This is a genomic window from Chryseobacterium carnipullorum, assembly GCF_900142785.1.
GTDB classification, from domain to species: domain Bacteria; phylum Bacteroidota; class Bacteroidia; order Flavobacteriales; family Weeksellaceae; genus Chryseobacterium; species Chryseobacterium carnipullorum.
This window is the reverse complement of the sequence record NZ_FRCD01000001.1, coordinates 170995-192505: the sequence shown is the minus strand read 5'-3', so window position 1 is coordinate 192505 and position 21511 is coordinate 170995. Positions and strand designations below refer to the sequence as shown.

Annotated in this window: 17 protein-coding genes; 2 read left to right on the top strand and 15 right to left on the bottom strand. The window is 36.4% G+C overall.

The features are described 5' to 3' along the window. Nucleotides 1-10: 10 nt before the first annotated feature. From tsaB to rpiB, 9 genes are all read right to left on the bottom strand, one after another. A complete protein-coding gene (gene tsaB, locus BUC06_RS00860) occupies nt 11-691 on the bottom strand; it encodes a tRNA (adenosine(37)-N6)-threonylcarbamoyltransferase complex dimerization subunit type 1 TsaB (RefSeq protein WP_073328483.1) in 681 nt (226 codons plus the stop codon). 86 nt (nt 692-777) lie between these two features. After that, nucleotides 778-1596, bottom strand: coding sequence for an SDR family NAD(P)-dependent oxidoreductase (locus BUC06_RS00855; RefSeq protein WP_455423367.1), 819 nt, complete (start codon nt 1594-1596; stop codon nt 778-780). Between the two features lie 40 nt (nt 1597-1636). Next, the gene (locus BUC06_RS00850) at nt 1637-2008 is read right to left on the bottom strand and encodes a YraN family protein (protein ID WP_073328478.1); all 372 of its coding nucleotides are present in this window, start codon (nt 2006-2008) and stop codon (nt 1637-1639) included. Nucleotides 2009-2060: 52 nt separating this feature from the next. Further along, a complete protein-coding gene (locus tag BUC06_RS00845; RefSeq protein ID WP_073328476.1) occupies nt 2061-2990 on the bottom strand; it encodes a S66 peptidase family protein in 930 nt (309 codons plus the stop codon). Further along, entirely contained in the window at nt 2987-3673 is a 687-nt protein-coding gene (locus BUC06_RS00840) for a LysE family translocator (protein ID WP_073328473.1), read from the bottom strand. The genes BUC06_RS00845 and BUC06_RS00840 overlap by 4 nt, the downstream gene beginning before the upstream one ends. A 24-nt stretch (nt 3674-3697) precedes the next feature. Then, entirely contained in the window at nt 3698-5101 is a 1404-nt protein-coding gene (locus tag BUC06_RS00835; protein WP_073328470.1) for a pyridoxal phosphate-dependent decarboxylase family protein, read from the bottom strand. A 15-nt stretch (nt 5102-5116) separates the two neighbouring features. Beyond that, nucleotides 5117-7270: a ribonuclease R gene (gene rnr / locus BUC06_RS00830; RefSeq protein WP_073328468.1), complete on the bottom strand. Its 2154-nt coding sequence runs from the start codon at nt 7268-7270 to the stop codon at nt 5117-5119. Nucleotides 7271-7277: 7 nt separating this feature from the next. Then, nucleotides 7278-8087, bottom strand: a complete 810-nt coding sequence (locus tag BUC06_RS00825) for a hypothetical protein (protein WP_139263248.1) — start codon at nt 8085-8087, stop codon at nt 7278-7280. A gap of 252 nt (nt 8088-8339) precedes the next feature. Next, a complete protein-coding gene (rpiB, locus tag BUC06_RS00820) occupies nt 8340-8774 on the bottom strand; it encodes a ribose 5-phosphate isomerase B (RefSeq protein ID WP_073328462.1) in 435 nt (144 codons plus the stop codon). 554 nt (nt 8775-9328) lie between these two features. Here rpiB and BUC06_RS00815 point away from each other — a divergent pair. After that, the gene (locus BUC06_RS00815; RefSeq protein ID WP_073328459.1) at nt 9329-10519 is read left to right on the top strand and encodes a phosphoglycerate kinase; all 1191 of its coding nucleotides are present in this window, start codon (nt 9329-9331) and stop codon (nt 10517-10519) included. 553 nt (nt 10520-11072) lie between these two features. Here BUC06_RS00815 and BUC06_RS00810 read toward each other — a convergent pair. From BUC06_RS00810 to BUC06_RS00785, 6 genes are all read right to left on the bottom strand, one after another. Next, complete coding sequence (locus BUC06_RS00810; RefSeq protein WP_073328457.1) at nt 11073-11894, bottom strand: class I SAM-dependent methyltransferase; 822 nt, start codon at nt 11892-11894, stop codon at nt 11073-11075. Nucleotides 11895-12008: 114 nt separating this feature from the next. Continuing rightward, a complete protein-coding gene (gene mnmG, locus BUC06_RS00805; protein WP_073328454.1) occupies nt 12009-13871 on the bottom strand; it encodes a tRNA uridine-5-carboxymethylaminomethyl(34) synthesis enzyme MnmG in 1863 nt (620 codons plus the stop codon). 147 nt (nt 13872-14018) lie between these two features. Continuing rightward, nucleotides 14019-14441 carry an rRNA maturation RNase YbeY gene (gene ybeY, locus BUC06_RS00800; RefSeq protein ID WP_073328452.1) on the bottom strand — a complete coding sequence of 141 codons (423 nt, stop codon included), beginning with the start codon at nt 14439-14441 and terminating at the stop codon, nt 14019-14021. Nucleotides 14442-14445: 4 nt separating this feature from the next. Beyond that, nucleotides 14446-16602: a patatin-like phospholipase family protein gene (locus BUC06_RS00795; RefSeq protein ID WP_073328450.1), complete on the bottom strand. Its 2157-nt coding sequence runs from the start codon at nt 16600-16602 to the stop codon at nt 14446-14448. A gap of 2 nt (nt 16603-16604) precedes the next feature. Further along, entirely contained in the window at nt 16605-19052 is a 2448-nt protein-coding gene (locus BUC06_RS00790; protein WP_073328447.1) for a bifunctional UDP-N-acetylmuramoyl-tripeptide:D-alanyl-D-alanine ligase/alanine racemase, read from the bottom strand. A gap of 307 nt (nt 19053-19359) precedes the next feature. After that, nucleotides 19360-19950, bottom strand: a complete 591-nt coding sequence (locus BUC06_RS00785; RefSeq protein WP_073328445.1) for a thymidine kinase — start codon at nt 19948-19950, stop codon at nt 19360-19362. Between the two features lie 61 nt (nt 19951-20011). Here BUC06_RS00785 and BUC06_RS00780 point away from each other — a divergent pair, with 61 nt between their 5' ends. Continuing rightward, the gene (locus BUC06_RS00780) at nt 20012-21511 is read left to right on the top strand and encodes a hypothetical protein (RefSeq protein ID WP_073328442.1); all 1500 of its coding nucleotides are present in this window, start codon (nt 20012-20014) and stop codon (nt 21509-21511) included.

Below are 21511 nucleotides of genomic sequence, written 5' to 3'. Positions count from 1 at the left end.
AAGCGAAGATCTAATCTTCGCTTTTCTTTTTCTTTACTCCGTGAAAATCTTTGAGATAAAAGGGTTCAAAGTAGGCTATATCTTCAAAATCCTTTTGGTCTGTCTTTTCCAGTGTCCGTTTGATAAGGTACTGTGCAGAAGGGTAGACATCATCTTTAAAGTCTGCATCGGGCAGATTGAGAATGTCTTTAGCTTTCCTGGCACCATCGCCTACAAAAATCACTTTTTTATCTTTAAATTCTTCAAAAGAAGTCTCATCTAAAATTTTCGCTTCGGTCTGTGAAAGCTCCTTACCCGTCTCGCCGTCATAAACAGCCGTATAAACCTCCATTCTCCTTGCGTCGATCAATGGCACCACATAATCGTAGTTTTTGCCTAAAAAAGGCTCTATCATCGTTTCCAAAGAATTTACTGCCATAAGCGGAATTTTCAGTCCGTAGCAGAAACCTTTTGCGGAGGCTGCCCCTATTCTTAATCCGGTATAAGAACCCGGACCTTTGCCCAAGGAAACGGCCTCAATATCCTGCATGGTCAGACCTGCGCCTTCCAGTGCCCATTCTACATAGGTGTGAAGACTTTCAGACTGTTTGTAGTTTTCGGAGACTTCTTCGCACAAACATAGGAGCTTTTCGTCGTCTGAAATAGCTACAGAACAGTTTTTGGAAGAGGTTTCCAGGTATAGAATTTTCATCTCTCTAATTTTTAAGCTAATTGGCAAATTGCAAAAAGGCAAAATTGCTTTTGAATATTATGCAAATTTATGCCTTTATTTTGAGACTATTTCCGGTAGATGGTTCTGGGCTCGCTTTGTGCGCTTGGATAAATCGTCATATCTGAAACCATGACATGCTTAGGAGCGTTTACACAATAGGCAATAGCATCCGCAATATCTTCTGCTTTTAAGGCTTCGTATCCGGCATATACCGTAGCTGCCCTTTCACTGTCTCCTTTGAATCTTACCAGAGAGAAATCTGTTTCTACTGCTCCCGGCTGGATATTGGTCACCTTAATTCCAAATTCGGTAAGTTCCAGACGCATTCCTTCAGAAATCACATCAACTGCTTTTTTAGTTGCACAGTAAACCACACCATTGGCATACGTTTGTCTTGCTGCCACTGAACTAATGTTTACGATATGACCTGCGTTTCTCTCTTTCATGGAAGGGATAACCATTTTAGAAACGTATAATAAGCCTTTTACATTACCATCGATCATGGAATCCCAATCATCTGTCTTTCCGGAAGAAAGAGGTTCCAAACCGTGTGCATTCCCTGCGTTATTGATTAAAACATCAATATTTTTCCATTGTTCAGGAAGTGAATTGATGGCATTTTCAACTTCTGCAAGATTTCTTACATCAAATAATAAACTAAATATTTCGGTAAATTGAGAAAGCTCAGTTTTTATTGATTCTAAAACTTCGTTTCTCCTTCCACAGATGATGATTCTGTTTCCCTGTCTGGCAAGAAGCTCTGCCGTAGATTTTCCTATTCCGGAAGTGGCTCCGGTAATGAGTATTGTTTTCATAATTTCTTTATTAATGTAGCAATGTATCACTTTATCAATGTAACAATGACAGATCGTGGATTTGACCATTGTTAGAATAGTATATGATCAGATTGTTAAACTATTATAATCAGTTGGCGTCTAAAGCTTCAAAAGCATCGGTTATATGTTCAATAATCAGGTTCTTTCTTTCGTCAGGAAGAACAGAAATAATATCAAACCTTACTTCATTGTTCCTGTTAAACTCTTCAAGATAGTGGTTGGCCGCTGACACAACAGATCTGATTTTTGCTTTGGTCACCGCCTCCTGAGGCAATATAAAAGCATCTGTAGAACGCGCTTTTACTTCAACGATGATGATCAGGTTTTCTTTTTCAGCAATGATATCAATCTCCGCCTTTTGAAACCGAAAATTTCTCTTAACCACCTTATAACCATTCTTCTGCAGATATTCTGCGGCAAGATCTTCTGCTATTTTACCGAAATCATTATGAGTTGCCATCACGTTAGTTTTAATATTTGAGAGCAGATTAAATAAAGGATATTGGCATCAATTAAAACTCAATTTTTACTTTATCCTCAACTTTGACTGTTACTTTTCCACCAATAATCAAAGGTCTGTTATCTTTAATATGGCCGTTGGGAAATCCGAAAACAGTCGGGAAATTATACTTTGAAATTCTGTCTGAAATTAATTTATAAGCAAATTCATCAAAACTTTCTTCATAACTTTTATTCTCCTTTTCATCGCCCATATTGGTCATTCCACCAATGATCAGTCCTTTTATTTTAGTAAAAACTCCGGCTAATTCGAGGCTCATAATCATTCGGTCCAGGGCATAGAAATTTTCCCCGATATCCTCAATGAATAAGATCTTGTCCTTAAAATCGAAAGAATATTTAGTTCCTAAAAGGGCATAGATAAGAGCTAAATTACCTCCAACCAATTCACCTTCAATAGTTCCGGTTGTATTCAATTGATGAGATTTTAAAGCATATTTAAGACTTTTACCTTTTAAAACATCAAAGATCAGGTCATAGCTTTCATCTGTTACTCCAAAACTTGATGTTTTGATAGTTTGTCCGTGAATAGTGGCAAAACCTTTCTTCAGTAAATAGCTTTGTATCACCGTATTATCAGAGTATCCGATATACCATTTAGGGTTTTCTGTAAAGTTTTTCAGTTTGAGATGCTGAACCAGATGCTGACATCCGTAACCTCCTCTGGAAGCCCAGACTGCTGAAATATCTTGATCATTTAAAGCCCAGTTGATGTCTTTTAATCTTTCCTGTTCTGTCCCGGCATAATTATATCCGTTTGAAAATTTAGTGTACAGATGTTCGCCCAATATAGGTTCAAAACCTCTGTTTTTGATCATTTCTATGCCCTTTTCAAGCTGAGACGGATCTACAGCTCCGGCAGGGGAGATAACAGCTATTTTTGCTCCTTTTTTAAGAACTTTTGGAAAGATTATTTTTTTCATTCTGTTTTTTGGTACTTGATTTCTTTTTTCTCAGCTTCTTCTAAACGTCTGTCGAACTGATTGAATTTTTTAAAGCTCTGCAGAAATATAAAGAAACTGAACACAATAAGAATCCCGCCTACAATCCTTCTGATCTTGTTGGCGAGTTTCTGGGTAAGTTTATCGTGAAATTGTTTTGCTAAGAATATTTTGGCCAGGTCAATGCACAGATAGGTGCCAATGACAATCCCCACATAAAGAATAAAACTGCTGGTATCTGGGTACTGGTTTCTTACGGAAATCACCGTCACCAGCCAGAAGAGAATCACTCCCACATTCAAAAGATTGAAGAAAAAACCATTGAAAAAGGTTTTAAAATAGTTTTGGCCAATGATCCTTTCTTCACCAGGCATATGCATTTTGGTTTTGGTCACCAGCATCACGATCCCGTATACAAATATAAGAATAGAAGTAATCCTGTAAAATCCGGGATGCTTATCTATTAAAGTAACAATATCTGCACTGGCATAATACGCAGCAACAATGCATAATATATCTGCTGTAATAACTCCGAGATCCAATGCCAGGGCATGTCTTGGTCCTCTGGAAAAACTGGTTTCAATTAACAGGAAAAAAATTGGTCCTATAAAAACCAGGCTCAGCATAAATCCTAAGACAACGGCAGAAAGTACAAGTTCAAACATGCTCTAAATTTAAGAATAATAGTATTAAATATCCATTTTATCAAGCGCAAATTGTATTTCTGTAAAAGCGACGTCTAAATCTTTATCGCTTGTTCTCCAATTTACAAATGCAGCCCTGATTCCCGCTTTATTATTAAGCTTTGTAGGAGTCATAAAAATTTTCTCATTTTCATTAATGATATCCAATAATTTAGAACTTTTCTCGGGATTTTCTTTCAATGAAAAACATACACAATTTAATCTTGTTTCTGACAATAATTGTAATGCAGGGTGATTTTCTACAAATACTGAAAATTTTTGAGCATTCTGTATATTATTTCTCACTATATTTTGATAGCCTTCTTTTCCATACGCTTTTAGGGTAAACCATGTAGGCAAAGCTCTGAATCTCCTGGAATTCTCAGGCGTAAAATTACCATAGGAAAAATTATCTTCCGGGTTTCCTAAATAGGCTGCATTGGAGTTTTGAAAAACCTGCATCTGCAAAACACTATGTTCTTTTCTAATAAAATAAACCGCATTTTCATATGGCACGTTCATCCATTTATGGCAATCTACTGCAATACTGTCTGCATTTTCCCAACCATCTAATAAATGTTTGTATTCATCCAGAATATTAGCAAACCCACCGAAAGCAGCATCGATATGCCACCAGAAATTATATTTTTCTTTTAGTCTGCTGATAGATTTCATATCATCAAAATCAACCGTATTTACGGTTCCTCCACTGGTTGAAATAATGATTTGCTTGGCCTTATATAATTCTAGTTTTTGTTCTAAATCTTCAACATCAACTGCCTCTCTTGTCTCATCTTTTTTCCTAACAGAAACAATATTATTACTCCCTATCCCTAACATGCTCAGGCATTTGACAACTGAAGAATGAGGTTCTGCGGAAAGTATGACAAAATCATCAGTAGAAACACCTTCTAATGCATAGTTTTTATTTATTTGATGCCCTGCCCATTGTCTGGCTGTAGCAAGGCATGTAAAGTTTGACATAGTAGCGCCTGTCACAAAACCTCCTTCAAAAGAATCCGGCAGGCTAAAGAAATCCAGCAACATCTTAACAGTTTCTACTTCCAAAAGGGCAGAAATATCTCCTCCCTGATTAATTCTCTGTGTATTTTGATCATAAATAGTTGCCAAAAAATCTCCAATTAAAGCTGCTGGCGTTGCCCCACCGGTAACAAAGCCCCAATATTTAGGTCCACTGGAACCAGAAATAATTGGTTTTACTGCTTGTTGGAAATATTCTAAAACTTTTTTTGATCCCCATCCTTCGTAAGAAAGTTTTTGATGTTCCAGTTTTACATTTGGCTGGGTAGATATTTCATCCAGAGAATTAAAAAAATGGACAATTTCTGAAAATGTTTTCTCTAAAATTTCTGAAAATTCTTCCTTATCTATTTCAAGTACTCTTTTCATAAGCTCTCTATGAAATTAATCAACAATCTTAAAGTCCAACTGTTTCTGAATAAGGTTGGCCTTTACTACTTTGATCTGGACCTGATCCCCTAACTGATGTCTTTTTCCGGTTTTATGACCATACACTGCATGGGTTTTCGCATCGTAAGAATAGGAATCATCCACAAGATCTCTTAATTTGATCAAGCCTTCAGCACCGTTTTCAGGTATTTCTACCCAGAAACCGAATTCTGCAACACCTGAAATAACTCCGGTAAAGGTTTCTCCAAGGTGTTTTTCCATAAATTTCACCTGCATGAACTTAATAGAGTCTCGTTCCGCATCAGCAGCCAGTCTTTCCATTGCACTGCAGTGTTTTGCTTTGTCTTCAAGCTCCTGTTTGCTTGGAGATTTACCTCCATCAAGATAATGCTGTAAAAGACGGTGGGCCAAAAGGTCGGGATAACGACGGATAGGAGAGGTGAAGTGGCTGTAGTATTCAAAACCTAAACCGTAGTGTCCGATAGGTTCTGTAGAATATACGGCTTTGCTCATACTTCTCATAGCGAGCGTTTCGATCATATTTTCTTCTCCTTTTCCTTTGACGTCAAAAAGAAGCTTGTTCAATGATTCAGCTACTTTCTTGGTATTGTCAAGGTTCATTTTATATCCGAAAGTAGAAACAAAATCTCTTAATGCTTCCAGTTTCGCAGGATTTGGATCGTCGTGAACCCTGTAAATAAAGGTATTATTGCTTACTGTTCCTTTACTGGTCAATGATACAAATTCAGACACTTTTTTATTGGCTAAAAGCATGAATTCTTCGATCAGGTGATTGGAATCTTTACTGATCTTAAAGTATACTCCAATCGGCGAGTTATTTTCATCCAGATTGAATCTTACTTCACTTCTGTCGAAAGTGATCGCTCCATTTCTTACTCTTTCATCACGCATGATTTTCGCAAGTCTATCCAACGTATTGATTTCTTCAGCAAGATCTCCCTGCCCAGTTTCTATACGTTCCTGAGCTTCTTCATACGTAAATCTTCGGTCTGAATGAATCACGGTTCTTCCAAACCATTGTTTCTGAATTTCTGCTTTGTCATTCAGTTCAAAAACGGCAGAGAAAGTATATTTATCTTCGTTCGGGCGGAGAGAACATACATCGTTACTTAAAACTTCCGGAAGCATTGGAACCACACGGTCTACAAGGTATACCGACGTTGCTCTTTTATAGGCTTCATCATCCAGCATCGTTCCCGGAACTACGTAGTGAGAAACGTCCGCGATATGCACCCCGATCTCCCAGTTTCCGTTTTCCATTTTTCTTATGGAAAGCGCATCATCAAAATCTTTTGCATCTTTAGGGTCAATGGTGAAGGTACAGATATCACGCATATCCCAACGCTTTGCAGCTTCTTCATCGGTAATTCTTCTGTCAATTTTATCAGCATCGAGCTCAACTTCCTGCGGGAATTCATACGGAAGACCGTACTCCGCAAGGATAGAGTGGATCTCAGTTTCATGCTCGCCCGGAGCACCCAAAACCTGGATAATTTCTCCCTGAGGATTTTTATCTCCCGGTCTCCATTCTGTCATTTTTACGACTACTTTATCGCCGTTTTCGGCTCCACCGAAGTTTGCTTTTGAAATGAAAATATCGGTATTGATCGATTTTTTATCACACACCACAAATCCAAAGTCTTTGTGGGCCACCAGCTGGAATGTTCCTACAAATTCAGTTCTGTTTCTTTCCAGAACTTCCAGTACCGAACCTTCCAGTTTCTTCCCTTTAAAATGATAGGTGATAATGAGAACTTTGTCGCCCTGAAGCGCATCTTTCACATTTTTGGAGTGGATAAAGACATCATCTTCCACGCCTTCTACTTTTACGTAGGCGTTACCGGACTGGTTAAAATCAATGACTCCGGTTAATGTTCCTGCAATCTTTAGATTAACGATGAATTTTCCTTTCTCTACTTCTTTGATCTTCTCAGAACCCTGAAGTTTATGAAGAGACTGGATCACGAGTTCTCTCTGACGCGGATTTTTATAATCTATTCCGTCTGCGATCTGCTTATAATTATAGATCTTGGACGAATTGGTATTCATGAAACGCAGGATCAATCTTCCGATTTCCATGAGTTTCTGTTCGTTTTTATGGCTTATATATTTACCTTTTCTTGGCATTTTAATATTATTTAATTGTTATTATTTGACTTTTATCTGATGTTAAAAGCCAATCTTTTTTATCAAAATCATACTTAAAAATGTAAGCATGAAATTCTATTTTTGTGTTAATCGTTAATTCAATTTCTGTTTCAAATGATCCATTGACAATTGTTCTATCTTGACGAAAGATAATTTGATTAAAATCTTTAGACAGTCCTTCCAGTTTTTTATTTTTGACTCTAATATATCTGATTCTTCCGTGTTTTACATCTGAAAATAATGGCAATTTATTGATATAATTTATCTGGCTTTTGGATAAAAATATAAACTCTTTACTATTTTCTGTATAGAATCCTCCATTTCCCCACCACCAGGAATTATATGACACTGGAAAAATAGTTTGATCTAATGTCCTGGATAAATCATTCAGCATACTTTCATTCCATATGAAATTACTTGTAGAATATTCCTGATATTCTGAAAAATCTAATGTTGGGCACTTTGAAGGACCTTCACCTTCCGATACATTTGAATTTAAAAATAATAGTATTTCTGAATCAAAATTTATCTTTTTTAAAATCTGTAGAAAATGTTTCTGCAACGCCAGATAATTGATTTCTTTTTGTTGTGAAACAAAATCTTCTACATTCCTTTTTTGAAGCTTACTATTCTCTGTGCAATCATCTTTTGGACATCCATTCAGCTCAGATTTCCCTGCAACCGTTGGACAGGCATCATCCTTATCCCAAATTCCATCGCCATCTGTATCCTTCATTTCCTGAGCGTGGAAACAACTTATTATAAAAAATAATACGGCAGATACTTTGATCTTCATTCAGTTTTATAGGGTTCTTATTAATTCAACTGCATCAATTTTCCTTCCAAATTTACTTATAATGGAAACTTTAGTTTGTATAAAATTACTACAAATATGGAGAAGAGGAGAGAAAAACCTTTGATTAATATCTTTTAAACAGGTAAGGTTTTGTATGGAAATAATAGACTGGTAATTTTCTATCAGCTGATGCAAATGTACAAAATAAAAAATAAATAAGGCCTGCAATTTGATTTACAGGCCTTTATATATTTAGCAAACAGCAATTTTATCAACCCTGTTCTGGTGTCTTCCACCTTCAAAGTCTGTAGAAAGAAATTTATCTGCAATTTCTATGGCTACTTCTTTAGATATAAATCTCGCAGGCATAGAGATCATATTTGCATCATTATGCTGTCTTGCCAGTACTGCAATCTCCGGCATCCAGCAAAGCGCACATCTGATCTTCTGGTGTTTGTTCGCTGTAATCTGAACCCCGTTTCCGCTTCCGCAGATCAAAATTCCCAGTTCATTTTCCCCGTTTTCAACAGAGGTTGCAGCAGGATGTACAAAGTCCGGATAATCCACACTGTTTGTGGAGAACGTTCCAAAATCCTGAACATCAAACTTTTCAGACAGAAAGTTCTTAACAATCTCCTTATACTCATAGCCTGCATGGTCTGCAGCAATTGCTATTTTTCTTTTCATAATACCTGTATTAAGTCTTTTTAGATTTTATTTCATGACAAAGGTAAGAATAATAACAAAGTCTGTTAGTTGTTCGGGGGTAATTTGTGAAAAGGTATGTGAATAACTGTGGAAAACTTTTTCCAACTTTCTATTTTTAAAGAAGAATTTATTTCGTAATGGGAAATGTATTTGGAAATTTTAGTCACAACTTTCAAATTGTTTTCTTCACTTAATCCGAACTTTTTCCATAATTAAATTACTAAGAATGGTTTTGTGAGGAAGTTATTCACATCTGTTGATAAGTCTGTGAAAAGACAGATTTACAAGAGATTACAATGTGAATTAAATATGAATTGAATAAAAATTATTTGTTATCAATTATTTTGATAAAACTTATCCCCGAAACTAACAATACTCAACAACAACTACATTATTCTTTTCTTTAAAGAGAAAAAAATTGTTGATTAGTGGGTGATTGGGTTGGGGGAAAGTTTCGGAAAAGTTTTAATTCAGGGGATCTGTTGAAAAAGTTTAAAAGCTTACATTTGTGAAACGAAAATTCAACGATATTTATGAAAACAATCAATGATTTCAATTTTAAAGACAAGAAGGCCCTGGTAAGAGTGGACTTCAATGTTCCGCAGGATGACCAGCTAAAAGTGACCGATAATACGAGAATAACGGCTGTAAAGCCTACCGTAGAAAAAATTCTTAATGACGGAGGTTCTGTGATCTTAATGACGCATCTTGGAAGACCAAAGGGTGAAGTGAAAGATGAATTCTCTCTTAAACATATCGTAGATGAAGTTTCCAGCGTTCTTGGACAGGAAGTGAAGTTTGTGGATGAATGTATCGGAGAAAAGGCTGAAAAGGCCGCTGCTGAGCTTCAACCTGGCGAGATCCTGTTGTTGGAAAACCTTCGTTTCCACAATGAGGAAGAAAAAGGGGATGCCGCTTTTGCTGAGCAACTTTCAAAACTGGGTGATGCTTTCGTGAATGATGCATTTGGAACTGCTCACAGAGCTCATGCTTCAACAGCGGTGATTGCTCAATATTTTGAATCAACTAAATTTTTCGGTTTACTAATGGCAAAAGAGCTTCAGGCGATCGATAAAGTATTAAGAAAAGGAGAGCGACCAGTAACTGCAATTTTAGGTGGATCTAAGGTTTCAACTAAAATTACCATTATAGAAAATATACTTCCGGCGATAGATAATCTGATCATTGGTGGAGGAATGGCCTTTACTTTTATTAAGGCTTTGGGTGGCAAAATCGGAAAGTCTTTGGTAGAAGAGGACAAGCTACCTTTGGCTCTTGAGATTTTAGGAAAAGCAAAAGAAAACCAGGTAAAAGTATATCTTCCTTCGGATGTTATTATAGCGGAAGATTTCAATAATGATGCTGAAAGAAAAGAGGCTGATATCTATGCAATTCCTGAAGGATGGATGGGGCTTGATGCCGGTCCGAAATCCAGAGATCAGTTCAATGATGTATTGTTAAATTCAAGAACAATTCTTTGGAATGGTCCGATCGGAGTTTTTGAGATGTCAAACTTTGCGGCAGGAACTATTGCTCTTGGTGACAGTATTGCTGAAGCTACAAAATTGGGAGCATTCTCTCTTGTAGGTGGAGGTGACAGTGTTGCTTTTGTGAAGCAATTTGGTTACGGAGAAAAAGTAAGTTATGTTTCAACAGGTGGTGGAGCAATGCTTGAAAGTCTGGAAGGTTTGGAACTTCCTGGAGTTGCTGCGATCAATAAATAGAATTTTATTTTTTATATATAGGAGACCGTCATGCTTGACGGTCTTTTTTATTTTTTGAATATTTTTTTTCAGTTTCTGATTTTAAGCTTTATTTTTTAATTTAGAGTGAATCGGGTTTCATTTTAGAAAATCACGGTTAAATTTTCTATTTTGTTAAAAAGATGTGGATATCTGCCATTTTATTGAAAATTTATTTTTTAAGTAAATATGTTATTTGCAAACATTTTTAGAAAATTATTTTTTTTTTTCACGTGGTCAAATTTTTTGACATCGGTTCAGGATTTTGAAATTATTTCAATCGCTCCAATTTATTTTCATTTTTTTTTAAAGTGATATTTTTTGGAAATAGACAATTTGTTATAAATTACTACACTTTGTCTTTTTAGATTTTATAATTCGTTAAAAGAGTGGAGTAGGGGAGTTTTGAAATTTATTTTTTTATTTGTTATATACATCAATCCAATAAAGAAACCCGGAAAAATCTCCGGGTTTTCATTTTTTTTGTCGAAATCCATGAAAATCGGCCTTCAGAAATGGCTCAAAAATCGATTTTCTATCTTTTTTCGATAATGTATATCAAACTTGAAAATTCGTTCGAAAAAAGAGCCTTTACGTTAGAAATCGTTCCGTAGAGGACTGCTTTTAGCCAAAAAAGAGGTGATTTTTTGTATTTTTCGCTCAACATTGAGATGTAAAACGAATCCAGGACCAAAGGTTTAATTTTTCTCATTTTCCAGTCCGGCTTCTCGGAAATTAAATTTTCCATACCATTTTTAGAGAAATGATAAATATGTCTTGGTACATCATAGGCTGCCCAATATTCTTTGTAATGTTTTGCATCATAGGAAGTAGGGTTGGGAACTGCAATAATGAGCAGTCCTTTATCTTTTAATTTCCCGTGAAATAAATTTAGGATCTCATCCTGATTTTCTATGTGTTCGAAAACATGCCATAAGGTGATTGCATCTAAGCTCTGATCCGGAATTGTCTGAATGTTGTCCAGTACCGTTGCTTTTGATATTTTATTCAATGCCGCTTTTCTGGCATCGGCATCAGGCTCAAAACCAAAGGTTTCAAAATCTTCTTCTATATATTTGACAAATTCTCCAGCTCCGCATCCATAATCAAGAACTTTTGATCCTTTCTTTATTCTGTCTGCAATGATATTTTTTTTGTATTGCAGATTAAATGATTGCAGGAACTTGTACAGCTTTTCTTTGAAGCTTCCAGAATCCTGGTGGTGGGAAATATAATCTTCGCTTTCGTAATATTTGGAAATGTTGGATGGAATAGGGGAGGTCTTGAATACCCCTTTCGTTTCTGTCTCTTTTATTTCAAATATTTCCTGTGAAAGAAAATGATCCTTTATTCTCATGAATTAATATCTTGATAATTTAAAATTAAGGTAATTATGAAATCATTCTAACGGTCATAAATACCTTAATTTTTGCTTTTAATTTACAAATGTTTCACGTGAAACATTTTTGATTTAACGTCCTAAATACACCAGTAAAACGTTTATATCGGCTGGAGAAACTCCACTGATCCTGCCTGCCTGTGCAATGGTTTTAGGTCTTACATTGGACATTTTCTGTTTTGCTTCCAAAGAAAGGCTAGAAATGCTTTCATAATCAAAATCTTCCGGAATTTTTATGTTTTCCAAACGATTCAGCTTAGCTACATTTTCTTTTTCCTTTTCAATATATCCTTTATACTTTATATTAATTTCAGCTTGCTCTCTTACTTCTTCGTCATACTGAGAAGAGAATTCTCTGATAGAATCTATTGCGTCAAGCTTGTCTAAAGTAATATTAGGTCGTGTAAGGAATTGTGAAGCTCTGTAGGCCTGATCTACAGGGTTACTTTCAATAGTTTCCAGAATAGGATTGATGATACCCGGCTTTAAAGAAGTTTCTCGTAAAAAGGTTTCAAGTTCCTGACTCTTAGATACTTTCGTTTCTACTTTTCTTAAACGTTCTTCTTTTGCCAGACCTAAATGATACGCTTTTTCCGTTAATCGGATATCTGCGTTATCTTGTCTGAGTAATAATCTGTATTCTGCACGCGAAGTAAACATTCTGTAAGGCTCCTCTGTTCCTTTTGTAATCAGGTCGTCAATTAATACACCGATGTACGCTTCATCTCTGTTAAGGATAAAATCTTCTTTACCGTGTACTTTGTTGTGTGCATTGATTCCGGCCATTAAGCCTTGTCCTGCGGCTTCTTCATATCCTGTGGTTCCGTTGATCTGGCCAGCAAAATATAAATTGTCGATCAGTTTGGTTTCTAAGGTATGTTTTAATTGGGTAGGAGGGAAGTAATCATACTCAATAGCATATCCGGGACGGAATACTTTTACATTTTCAAAACCAGGAATATGTTTCATAGCTTTGATCTGTACATCTTCAGGAAGAGAAGAACTGAATCCGTTGACATAGATCTCAACCGTTCTCCATCCTTCCGGTTCTACGAAAAGCTGATGTCTTGTTCTTTCTGCAAAACGGTTGATCTTGTCTTCAATACTCGGACAATACCTTGGTCCTAAACTTTGAATTGTTCCATTAAACATTGGGCTTCTGTCGAAACCTTCGCGTAAAATATCGTGTACCGTTTCATTGGTATAAACAATATGACAGCTTAACTGTTTTGTTAATTTCGGAGTGTCCGTATAGCTGAACTTCTGAGGATTTTCATCTCCTTTCTGTTCTTCCATTTTGGAATAATCCAGACTTCTTCCGTCTACCCGGGGAGGAGTTCCTGTTTTCATTCTTCCGGCCTCGAAACCTAAACTTACCAATTGTTCGGTAATTCCGAATGCTCTGGGTTCACCCATTCTTCCTCCGCCTAATTGTTTATCTCCAACATGAATTAATCCATTAAGAAATGTTCCATTGGTTAAAACAACAGATTTACTTTTTATCTCAATTCCCAAAGAAGTAATAACTCCGGTTACCTTATTATTTTCTACAATCAGCTGTTTCACCATATCCTGAAAGAAATCAAGATTGGGTGTATTTTCTAATGCCAATCTCCACTCTTCAGCAAAAAGCATTCTGTCATTTTGAGTTCTTGGAGACCACATCGCAGGACCCTTGGAAAGGTTCAGCATTTTGAACTGAATCGCTGATTTGTCTGCTATAATTCCGGAGTATCCTCCCATAGCATCAATCTCTCTTACGATCTGTCCTTTTGCGATTCCTCCCATGGCTGGGTTGCAGCTCATCTGTCCGATGGTCTGCATATTCATTGTAACAAGTAGGGTCTTTGAACCCAGGTTAGCGGCCGCTGCTGCAGCTTCGCAACCTGCGTGTCCGGCACCTACTACGATTACGTCATATGTATCTGAAATCATTTTTATATTGCTTATTTAAAGCTTTAAATTTTAATATTTTCTATGAATGTTTCACGTGAAACATTTTTAGAGAATGCACTCTAAGTGAGTTGTAATTATATCTAGCTTTTAGCACTTTACGGATTATCCTTTAAGTGATTCTTTAATTTATCCAGGATTTAAATCTCTGAATTTAGCCAGGTAAAGATCTTCCATTCTCCGCATTTCTTTCTCTTCTTCTTCTGTCTTATCCTTATATCCTGAGAGGTGAAGAATGCCATGAGCCAAGACCCTTTTTAGTTCTTCTTCATAATCTCTGGATAGAGTAGAAGCGTTGTCCGAAATCCGCTGCAAAGATACGAAAATCTCTCCGCTTATTGTTTTGCCTTTTACATAATCGAAAGTGATGATATCGGTATAATAATCATGCTGTAGATAATCCTGATTGATCTTAAGCAGATATTCGTCATCGCAGAAAATATAATTGATTTCGCCTATTTTTTTCCCTTCTGAAAGTATAATATCTTCCAGCCATTTTTGATAATCTGTACTGACAGATTCCTGTAAGTTTTCGTAAAAGAATTGTATCATTGTATTAAAACCAGTGTCCTAAAATAACACTGAATATGCCTTTTTGATTGTTTTTAAGTGAGTGGCTAAAATTGATTTTAATCTGCCCGAAAGGCGATTTATAGCCTGCGGTAAGCCCTACTGAGCTATAGTTTACTTTAACTGCATCTTCAAAATTGATGTCATCCGAAAGATTGGCAAAGCTAAAGTTACCGCTTAAGAAATAGCTTTTATTAAATTTAAACTGAAGGTCGTTGGAGATAAGAACAACATTATTAGATTTTAGCTGTGCAAAATAGAAACCTCCAAAACTCTTGAAATTGATGAGATTCTGTTCAAAAATGCCACCCAGTCTGTATTGGTAGAATTCAGGAAGATTATCGCCAATCGTAATTCCTCCGTAAAGATTAAGACGGTAGGAGAACTGCTTGGAAAGTGGAATATTGATCCTGATATCTGCTTTTACCTGGATAATTCTTTTGTCTACTTCAGACTTCAAAAGATCGATTACTTTACCTTCTGCACCGATGTAAATACCTCTGGAAGGGAAGTCCTTCTCATTTTGAGTATCGCTTTTTAAGAATACATAAGGGTTTAGAAAACGCATGTACCTCTCATGTTCCCCGTTTATTTCGGCACCAAAGTAATCATGGCTGATCCCGCCTCCAACAGCAAATTTATCCTTCCATACAGACTGGATATAGGCTTCATTTCTGAACCATTCCCATTTATCTGCTATATTATTATCTACATTTTTCAGGTCAAAACTCATTCCGGAAGAGTAGATCCCAAATCCAGGGATATATCCATTGTCAATAAAATAATTCAGATAATATCTCGGTTTATCACCTACAACGACATCTAAAGATAGATTTGAATTTTTGAATAAAAGACGTTTCCCCGAATAATTCAGAAGAAGTCCTGTTTTAAAAACTTCATCATAATGCAGTCCTACTTTCAAAAAGTGACGGGCTTCATCTTCTGTAACGTAGAGTTTAAGATAATTGGCGTCATTTTCAGGGATGATGTCATAGTTGATAAATCTGTAATTATTGGTTGCTACGAGTTTATCAATTTTCTTATTGATACTGCCATACGTCTGCATAGAAGGAAGACGGAGCCCCATTTTACCCAGAACGTAGTTTTTGCCATATATTTTGCCTCCATCTAAGGAAATACTGTCAATCTTATATACATTGGAATAGATGGGATTTACGCGCTCTCTAAGGCGGTCAAATGATCGTTTCGGAAGCTGGTCGAGGATATCAGTGTATTTCATGCCCTCCACATAGCCACTGTCAAGAATTTTCTTCTTATCATCGTAGCTGGTAGCGGTCATGCCCTTAAGATTCGGTTTGATATTGATGTCTGTATACTTATATTGCTTTCTGGTATCCCTTTTAATTCCGAAATCAATAACCTGATTAAGAATGGATATAATGTTGTTTAAATCGTCTCTTGTGGATAAATCCTGATTTAGGTCCACCCCAATCACGATATCGATTCCTTTGTCCTTTAAAGGCTTTGAAGGATAATTGACGGTCATTGCTCCGTCTATATAGATACTGTCCCCAATCTTTACCGGATCCATCAGAGAAGGGAAGGCCGAACTGGCCATAATAGACTGTACAAGATCACCTTTTTCAAAGATCTCCATATTGCCGCTTTCCAGATTGGTGGCGACGCACATAAAAGGAATCGGCAGTTTGGAAAAATCATCAATATTGGAAACATTTTTGAAAAGTTCTTTGAGAAGGTAGACATTTCTTTGTCCGGAACTTATAGAGGAGGGAAGAGATATTTTCCCGTTTTTTAATGGAATGGATAAAAGATATTTATCAACGGATTTATTAAAAAAAGAAGATTCCTGTCTGGATTTCGGATCCATGATCAAAGAATAGAAATCCGTATCCAATATGATCTTCTCTATTTCTTTTCCGGAATATCCTGAAGCGTACAAGCCTCCTACAATGGCACCCATACTGGTCCCGGAAATATAATCTACTTTTACTCCCAATGAATCTAATACTTTCAGCACTCCTACATGGGAAAAACCTTTAGCTCCGCCACCGGCGAGGGAAAGGCCTATTCTTGGATTTTTTGGTATGACCAGATCCTTTTTCACTTGTGAATGGATCATCAGGAGTTGAAATACGAAGAGAAGGATCAGGAGTTTTCTCATAACTAGTCTTTTATATAAATCCGTTTCACCCGGGGTGATATGGACGTTAACACTTCATAGGTTATTGTTTTGCAGTAGCCTGCGAATTCTTTTAAACTTGGTTTTGCATTAAAGATGGTGACCGTATCACCTTCTTTTACATTGGGGATTTGATCTACATTGATCATCATCATATCCATACAAATATTTCCTACAATTGGAGTAAGGATTTTACTGACCCCTACATTGCCTATCTGGTTGCCAATCAGTCTTGGGATTCCATCTGCATAACCCACAGGAATAGTAGCAATCCTGGCGGAATGATCAGCTTTATATTTTCGGCTGTAACCTACAGATTCTCCTGTATCAACAGTTGATATCTGTGAAATTACGGTTTTAAAACTTACTACAGACTGAAGTTGTTTCTGTATTTCACTACATGGTGATTCACCAATCATTCCGATTCCTATTCTTACCATGTCATACTGATGGTCTGTATAACTTGTGATTCCCGAAGAATTAAGGATATGCCGAAGAGGAGTGTAACCCAGCTTCTCAATTAGATAACTGGAATTCTTTTCAAAAACTTCAAACTGTCTGAGGGTAAATTCCCTTTCTTCAGGCATATCAGAAGATGATAAATGGCTAAACATGCTTTGAACCTTTACATTTTTATGGCTTAAAGTCTCACTTAACTCATCCAGTTCAAAATCTTTAAAACCAAGACGGTGCATTCCGGTCTCCAGCTTGATATGAATAGGGTATTTTTTATCGTAGCCTGATTTCTGTACAGCATCATAAAACAATTCCAATACTCTGAAACTGTAGATCTCAGGTTCCAGGTTATATTCAATGATCGCTTCGTAGCTGTGCTGTTCGGGATTCATCACAATTATAGGAGTGGTAATCCCTTTTTTGCGGAGCTCTATGCCTTCATCGGCATAAGCAACACCCAGATAATCAATATGATGGTGCTGCAGAAATTCGGAGATTTCATAGCTGCCCAATCCATAAGCATTTGCTTTTACCATGGCCATCATTTTTGTTCCCGGTTTCAGCAGGGATTTGTGATAGTTGATATTATGTAGAATAGCATTCAGATTGATCTCCAGAACAGTATCATGTTTTCTGAGTTCAAGGATATCTTTAAGTTTTTCAATCTCAAATTTTCTCGCTCCTTTTAATAGGATGATCTGGTTTTCAATTTCGGTAAGATGTTTACTGTCAATTAATTCCTTGGTGTCTAAGAAAGTAAAAGTTTTAGATTTAAATAAATCACTGAACTTCGATATTTCATCACCAATGAGAAATACAGAATCAAACTTCTGATCATTCACAAGCTCTGAAACTTCTTCATAAAGTTCTTGAGAATTGGAATTAACGCCTACAATATCTGTTAAAACCAAAGATTTTTTAGATTTGTTATATTCATTCAAAAACTGAAGTGCTGTTTTCAGTGAGTCCAGATCAAGATTAAAAGAATCATTGATGATGATATTATTTTTAATTCCTTCAATAGCTTCCAGTCGCATTTCGACAGCCTTTAAAGAATTGAGTTTTTCGACGATCTTTTGATTATCAATATTGACTTCCTTTAAAACAGTGATCAAAGCCAAAGCATTCGTCAACGTAGCTTCATCCCTCTGATGAACAGGGAAGGAGATTTCTTCGTCAAAATAAACCACCGTAATTTTTTCATCCTTAGAAACTGGTTCTTTAGTGAACACCTGATTATTCTTTTTAAGCCCGTAAGAAATTAATTTTTTGCTTGAATATAATTTGTGTATCTTTTTGTCAACCAATTCATTGTCGCCATTGTAAATAATGACTTCAGAACCTCTAAAAAGCATGATCTTTTCATCAATAAGTTCCTCTTCAGATGTAAAATTGGCCGCATGGGCATTTCCGATATGGGTAAGCAGCCCGATCTGGGGATGAAAAATATTTTCCAGTTTTTCCATCTCGTGAGGCTTTGAAATTCCTACTTCAAAAATGCCAAGTTCGTGTGAGCTGTTAATTTGTAGCAGAGAAAGCGGAAGACCTATCTGGGAATTAAAGCTCTTCGGACTTTTTACAGTCGGAAACTCATTCCACAGACATTGATAAAGCCATTCTTTTAAAATGGTTTTTCCGTTACTTCCGGTAATTCCTATAGTTTTAATATGAGCATTCTCGAAATGGTATCGGGACAGTTTCTGAAGAAAGTCTACCGAATTGTCAACAATAATCCATGTAATATTTTCAAACTGCGGATACTGATGCTCAGAAATGATCACGCCGATACCACGGTCTATTGCCGATTCAATAAATTTTTCACCGGAATTTTTATGCGTATTGATCGCTACAAATGCCGTATTTTTTGTTGAATAGATAATTCTGCTGTCGAACGCTATATTTCTGACCACTAAATCTTTGTCTCCAATGATTTGTGCATTGGTGATCTCTGCAATTTGTTTTACTGTATAGTTCATTGATACCCCTTCTGCTTTATTTTGAGCTTATAATGGTAAACTTTTTGAAAAAAATAAATATGATGTTTTTAAATCATATTTATTTTCAAAATTTTGTTATTTACCTTTACAAGTTAATTTATTTTTTTGGACAATCGTAAAGACGTAAAATAATTAATAACAGATACCTTCTTAAGGTGTAAGTGATCTTATCGAAGATAAAATCCCTGCCTGCGAAAAACGGTTGATTTTCTGGGATCTTAAAATGGTCGTGTATTAGAAATAATTCTGCGTCTTTGCTATTATCAACCGCTATTTAACGGCCTTATTATTTATTTTTTCTTAAAAGTACTTCGTCAATAAAAACACGTCGGCTTACTGCTTCGTAACTTTCTGTTTCACCTAGCTCTACGAGGTCATTTCCCTGGGAAGTTCTCAGAGAGTAGTTCGCGAGATTACCCGTTCTCTTGCAAATAGCATGCACTTTCGTTACATATTCTGCGGTAGCCATTAAGTTAGGCATCGGACCGAAGGGACGTCCCAGGAAATCCATATCAAGTCCTGCCACAACGACTCTCGTACCGCTGTTGGCAAGCTGGTTGGCGATATCTACAATGCTTTCATCAAAGAATTGTGCTTCATCTATTCCTACCACATCACAGTTAGAAGCCAGCAAAAGAATTTCATTGGGATTATCTACTGCTGTACTCCGTATTTTATTCTGATTATGAGAAACAACGTCCTCGTCAGAATATCGTGTATCCAGTCTCGGTTTGAAAATTTCCACGTTCTGTCCCGCCATTTCAGCTCTTCGCAATCGTCGGATCAGCTCTTCGGTTTTCCCCGAAAACATAGAGCCACAAATAACTTCCATCCAACCACTTTGTTTGGAATGATTAATTGTATTTTCTAAAAACATTTGTTAAATTAGCCGTATATTTTTAAGATCAAAAGTAAGCAATTTTAATAAGATTCTTATTATGCAGAACATCCAAGATTTAAAGGAAAAAATTTTTTTTGAATCCAAGAATATCATTGATATCCTGGATAAAATCAACAACGTAGACGAATTACTTTCCAAGCAGGATCTTGTAGATGAGCTTGCGAACAGGATATCTTTTTTAAGATTACTTGAAAAAAATATGGAATACTTCATTACGGATCATTCCCAGCAGTACTCACAAAGCCAGTATGTTTCATTGAATTTGGATGAAGGTCACGAATCTAACCATGAGGTGACAGAGGAAGAGGCCATCTTCAATAATGAGTTTAATGAAATTGATGAAAATGAAGGTGAAAATTATACTAATTCGTCATCTGATGAAGAGGAAATATTTAACCATCAGCTTGATGAGATTGTAGAAAATGAATTCCACGAGAATATTGTCAGCTTTGCAGAAGAAAACTACGGACAAAGGTCAATGGCAGAGATTCAGGAAAAAGTTTCTCACAATGCCGTTGACGGGGAAGAAGATGTTTTCAATAGCCAGCTGAATGAGATCGAAGAAAATGAATCTTTCAATGGGAACGAAAAAGTATTGAGTTTCGTAGATGAAGAAAGGATCCTTGCTGATGCAAAACCGGACAATGATGAAGATCTGAATGAAGATTTATTCACCACTGAAACGACAGAAGAGGAGGTGATTTTTAATCATCAGCTTAATGAAATGGAGGAAGATGAAGAAAAGGTTTCACATGAAACAAATGATGCAAATGATCTTGAAAAAGAAGAATTGAATTCCCAAAAGGGTTCAGATCAGGCAAAAGAACCGACAGAAAAAATTCCAAGTATTTTTGATACTGAAATGCTGGAAGACGAAATACTGATCGAGGAAAATGAAGAGCAGTTTGTGGCATCCAATGTCATGATGGAACAGGGAGAAATGCTTACAGAAACTTCCAATGTAGGAAATATCCTGAGCGAGATAAAAAATGACTTTCCTTTAGAAGAAAAAGAGGAAACCATTCTTGCGGAAGTATATGACAGAAGAAAAATTGTAGAGATAGACAAACCTTTCCACGAAACAGAAAAACATGCTTCTGATGAAAGCTTCGAAGATCTCGATGCTTATCAGCAGGAGAAAAAAATAAAACTGGCCAATATCAAAGGATTAAAAGCAGTTCAGACTCTTTTTGATGACGATCCTCTGGAAAGAGAAACGCCAAAGCAAAAACCAGTGCCTGAAGTAAAAGAAGAGCAGGGAGGTATTTTGAAAACCAACATTCCTACCAACTTTATGGAGGCAGATAAGGTAAAACCCGAATTCAGACTGGATCTGAATGACAGAATTGCCTTTTCAAAAATGCTCTTCAACGGAAGTCAGTCGGATCTGAACGAAACCGTGTCTCATCTGAACGGATTCAGGAATCTGGAAGAAGCAAAAGAGTATCTCAGCGATCTTTATTACGAGAGAAAGTGGAGTAAAGTAGATGAATATGCCCAGAGACTCTGGATATTGGTAGAAAATAAATTCTTATAA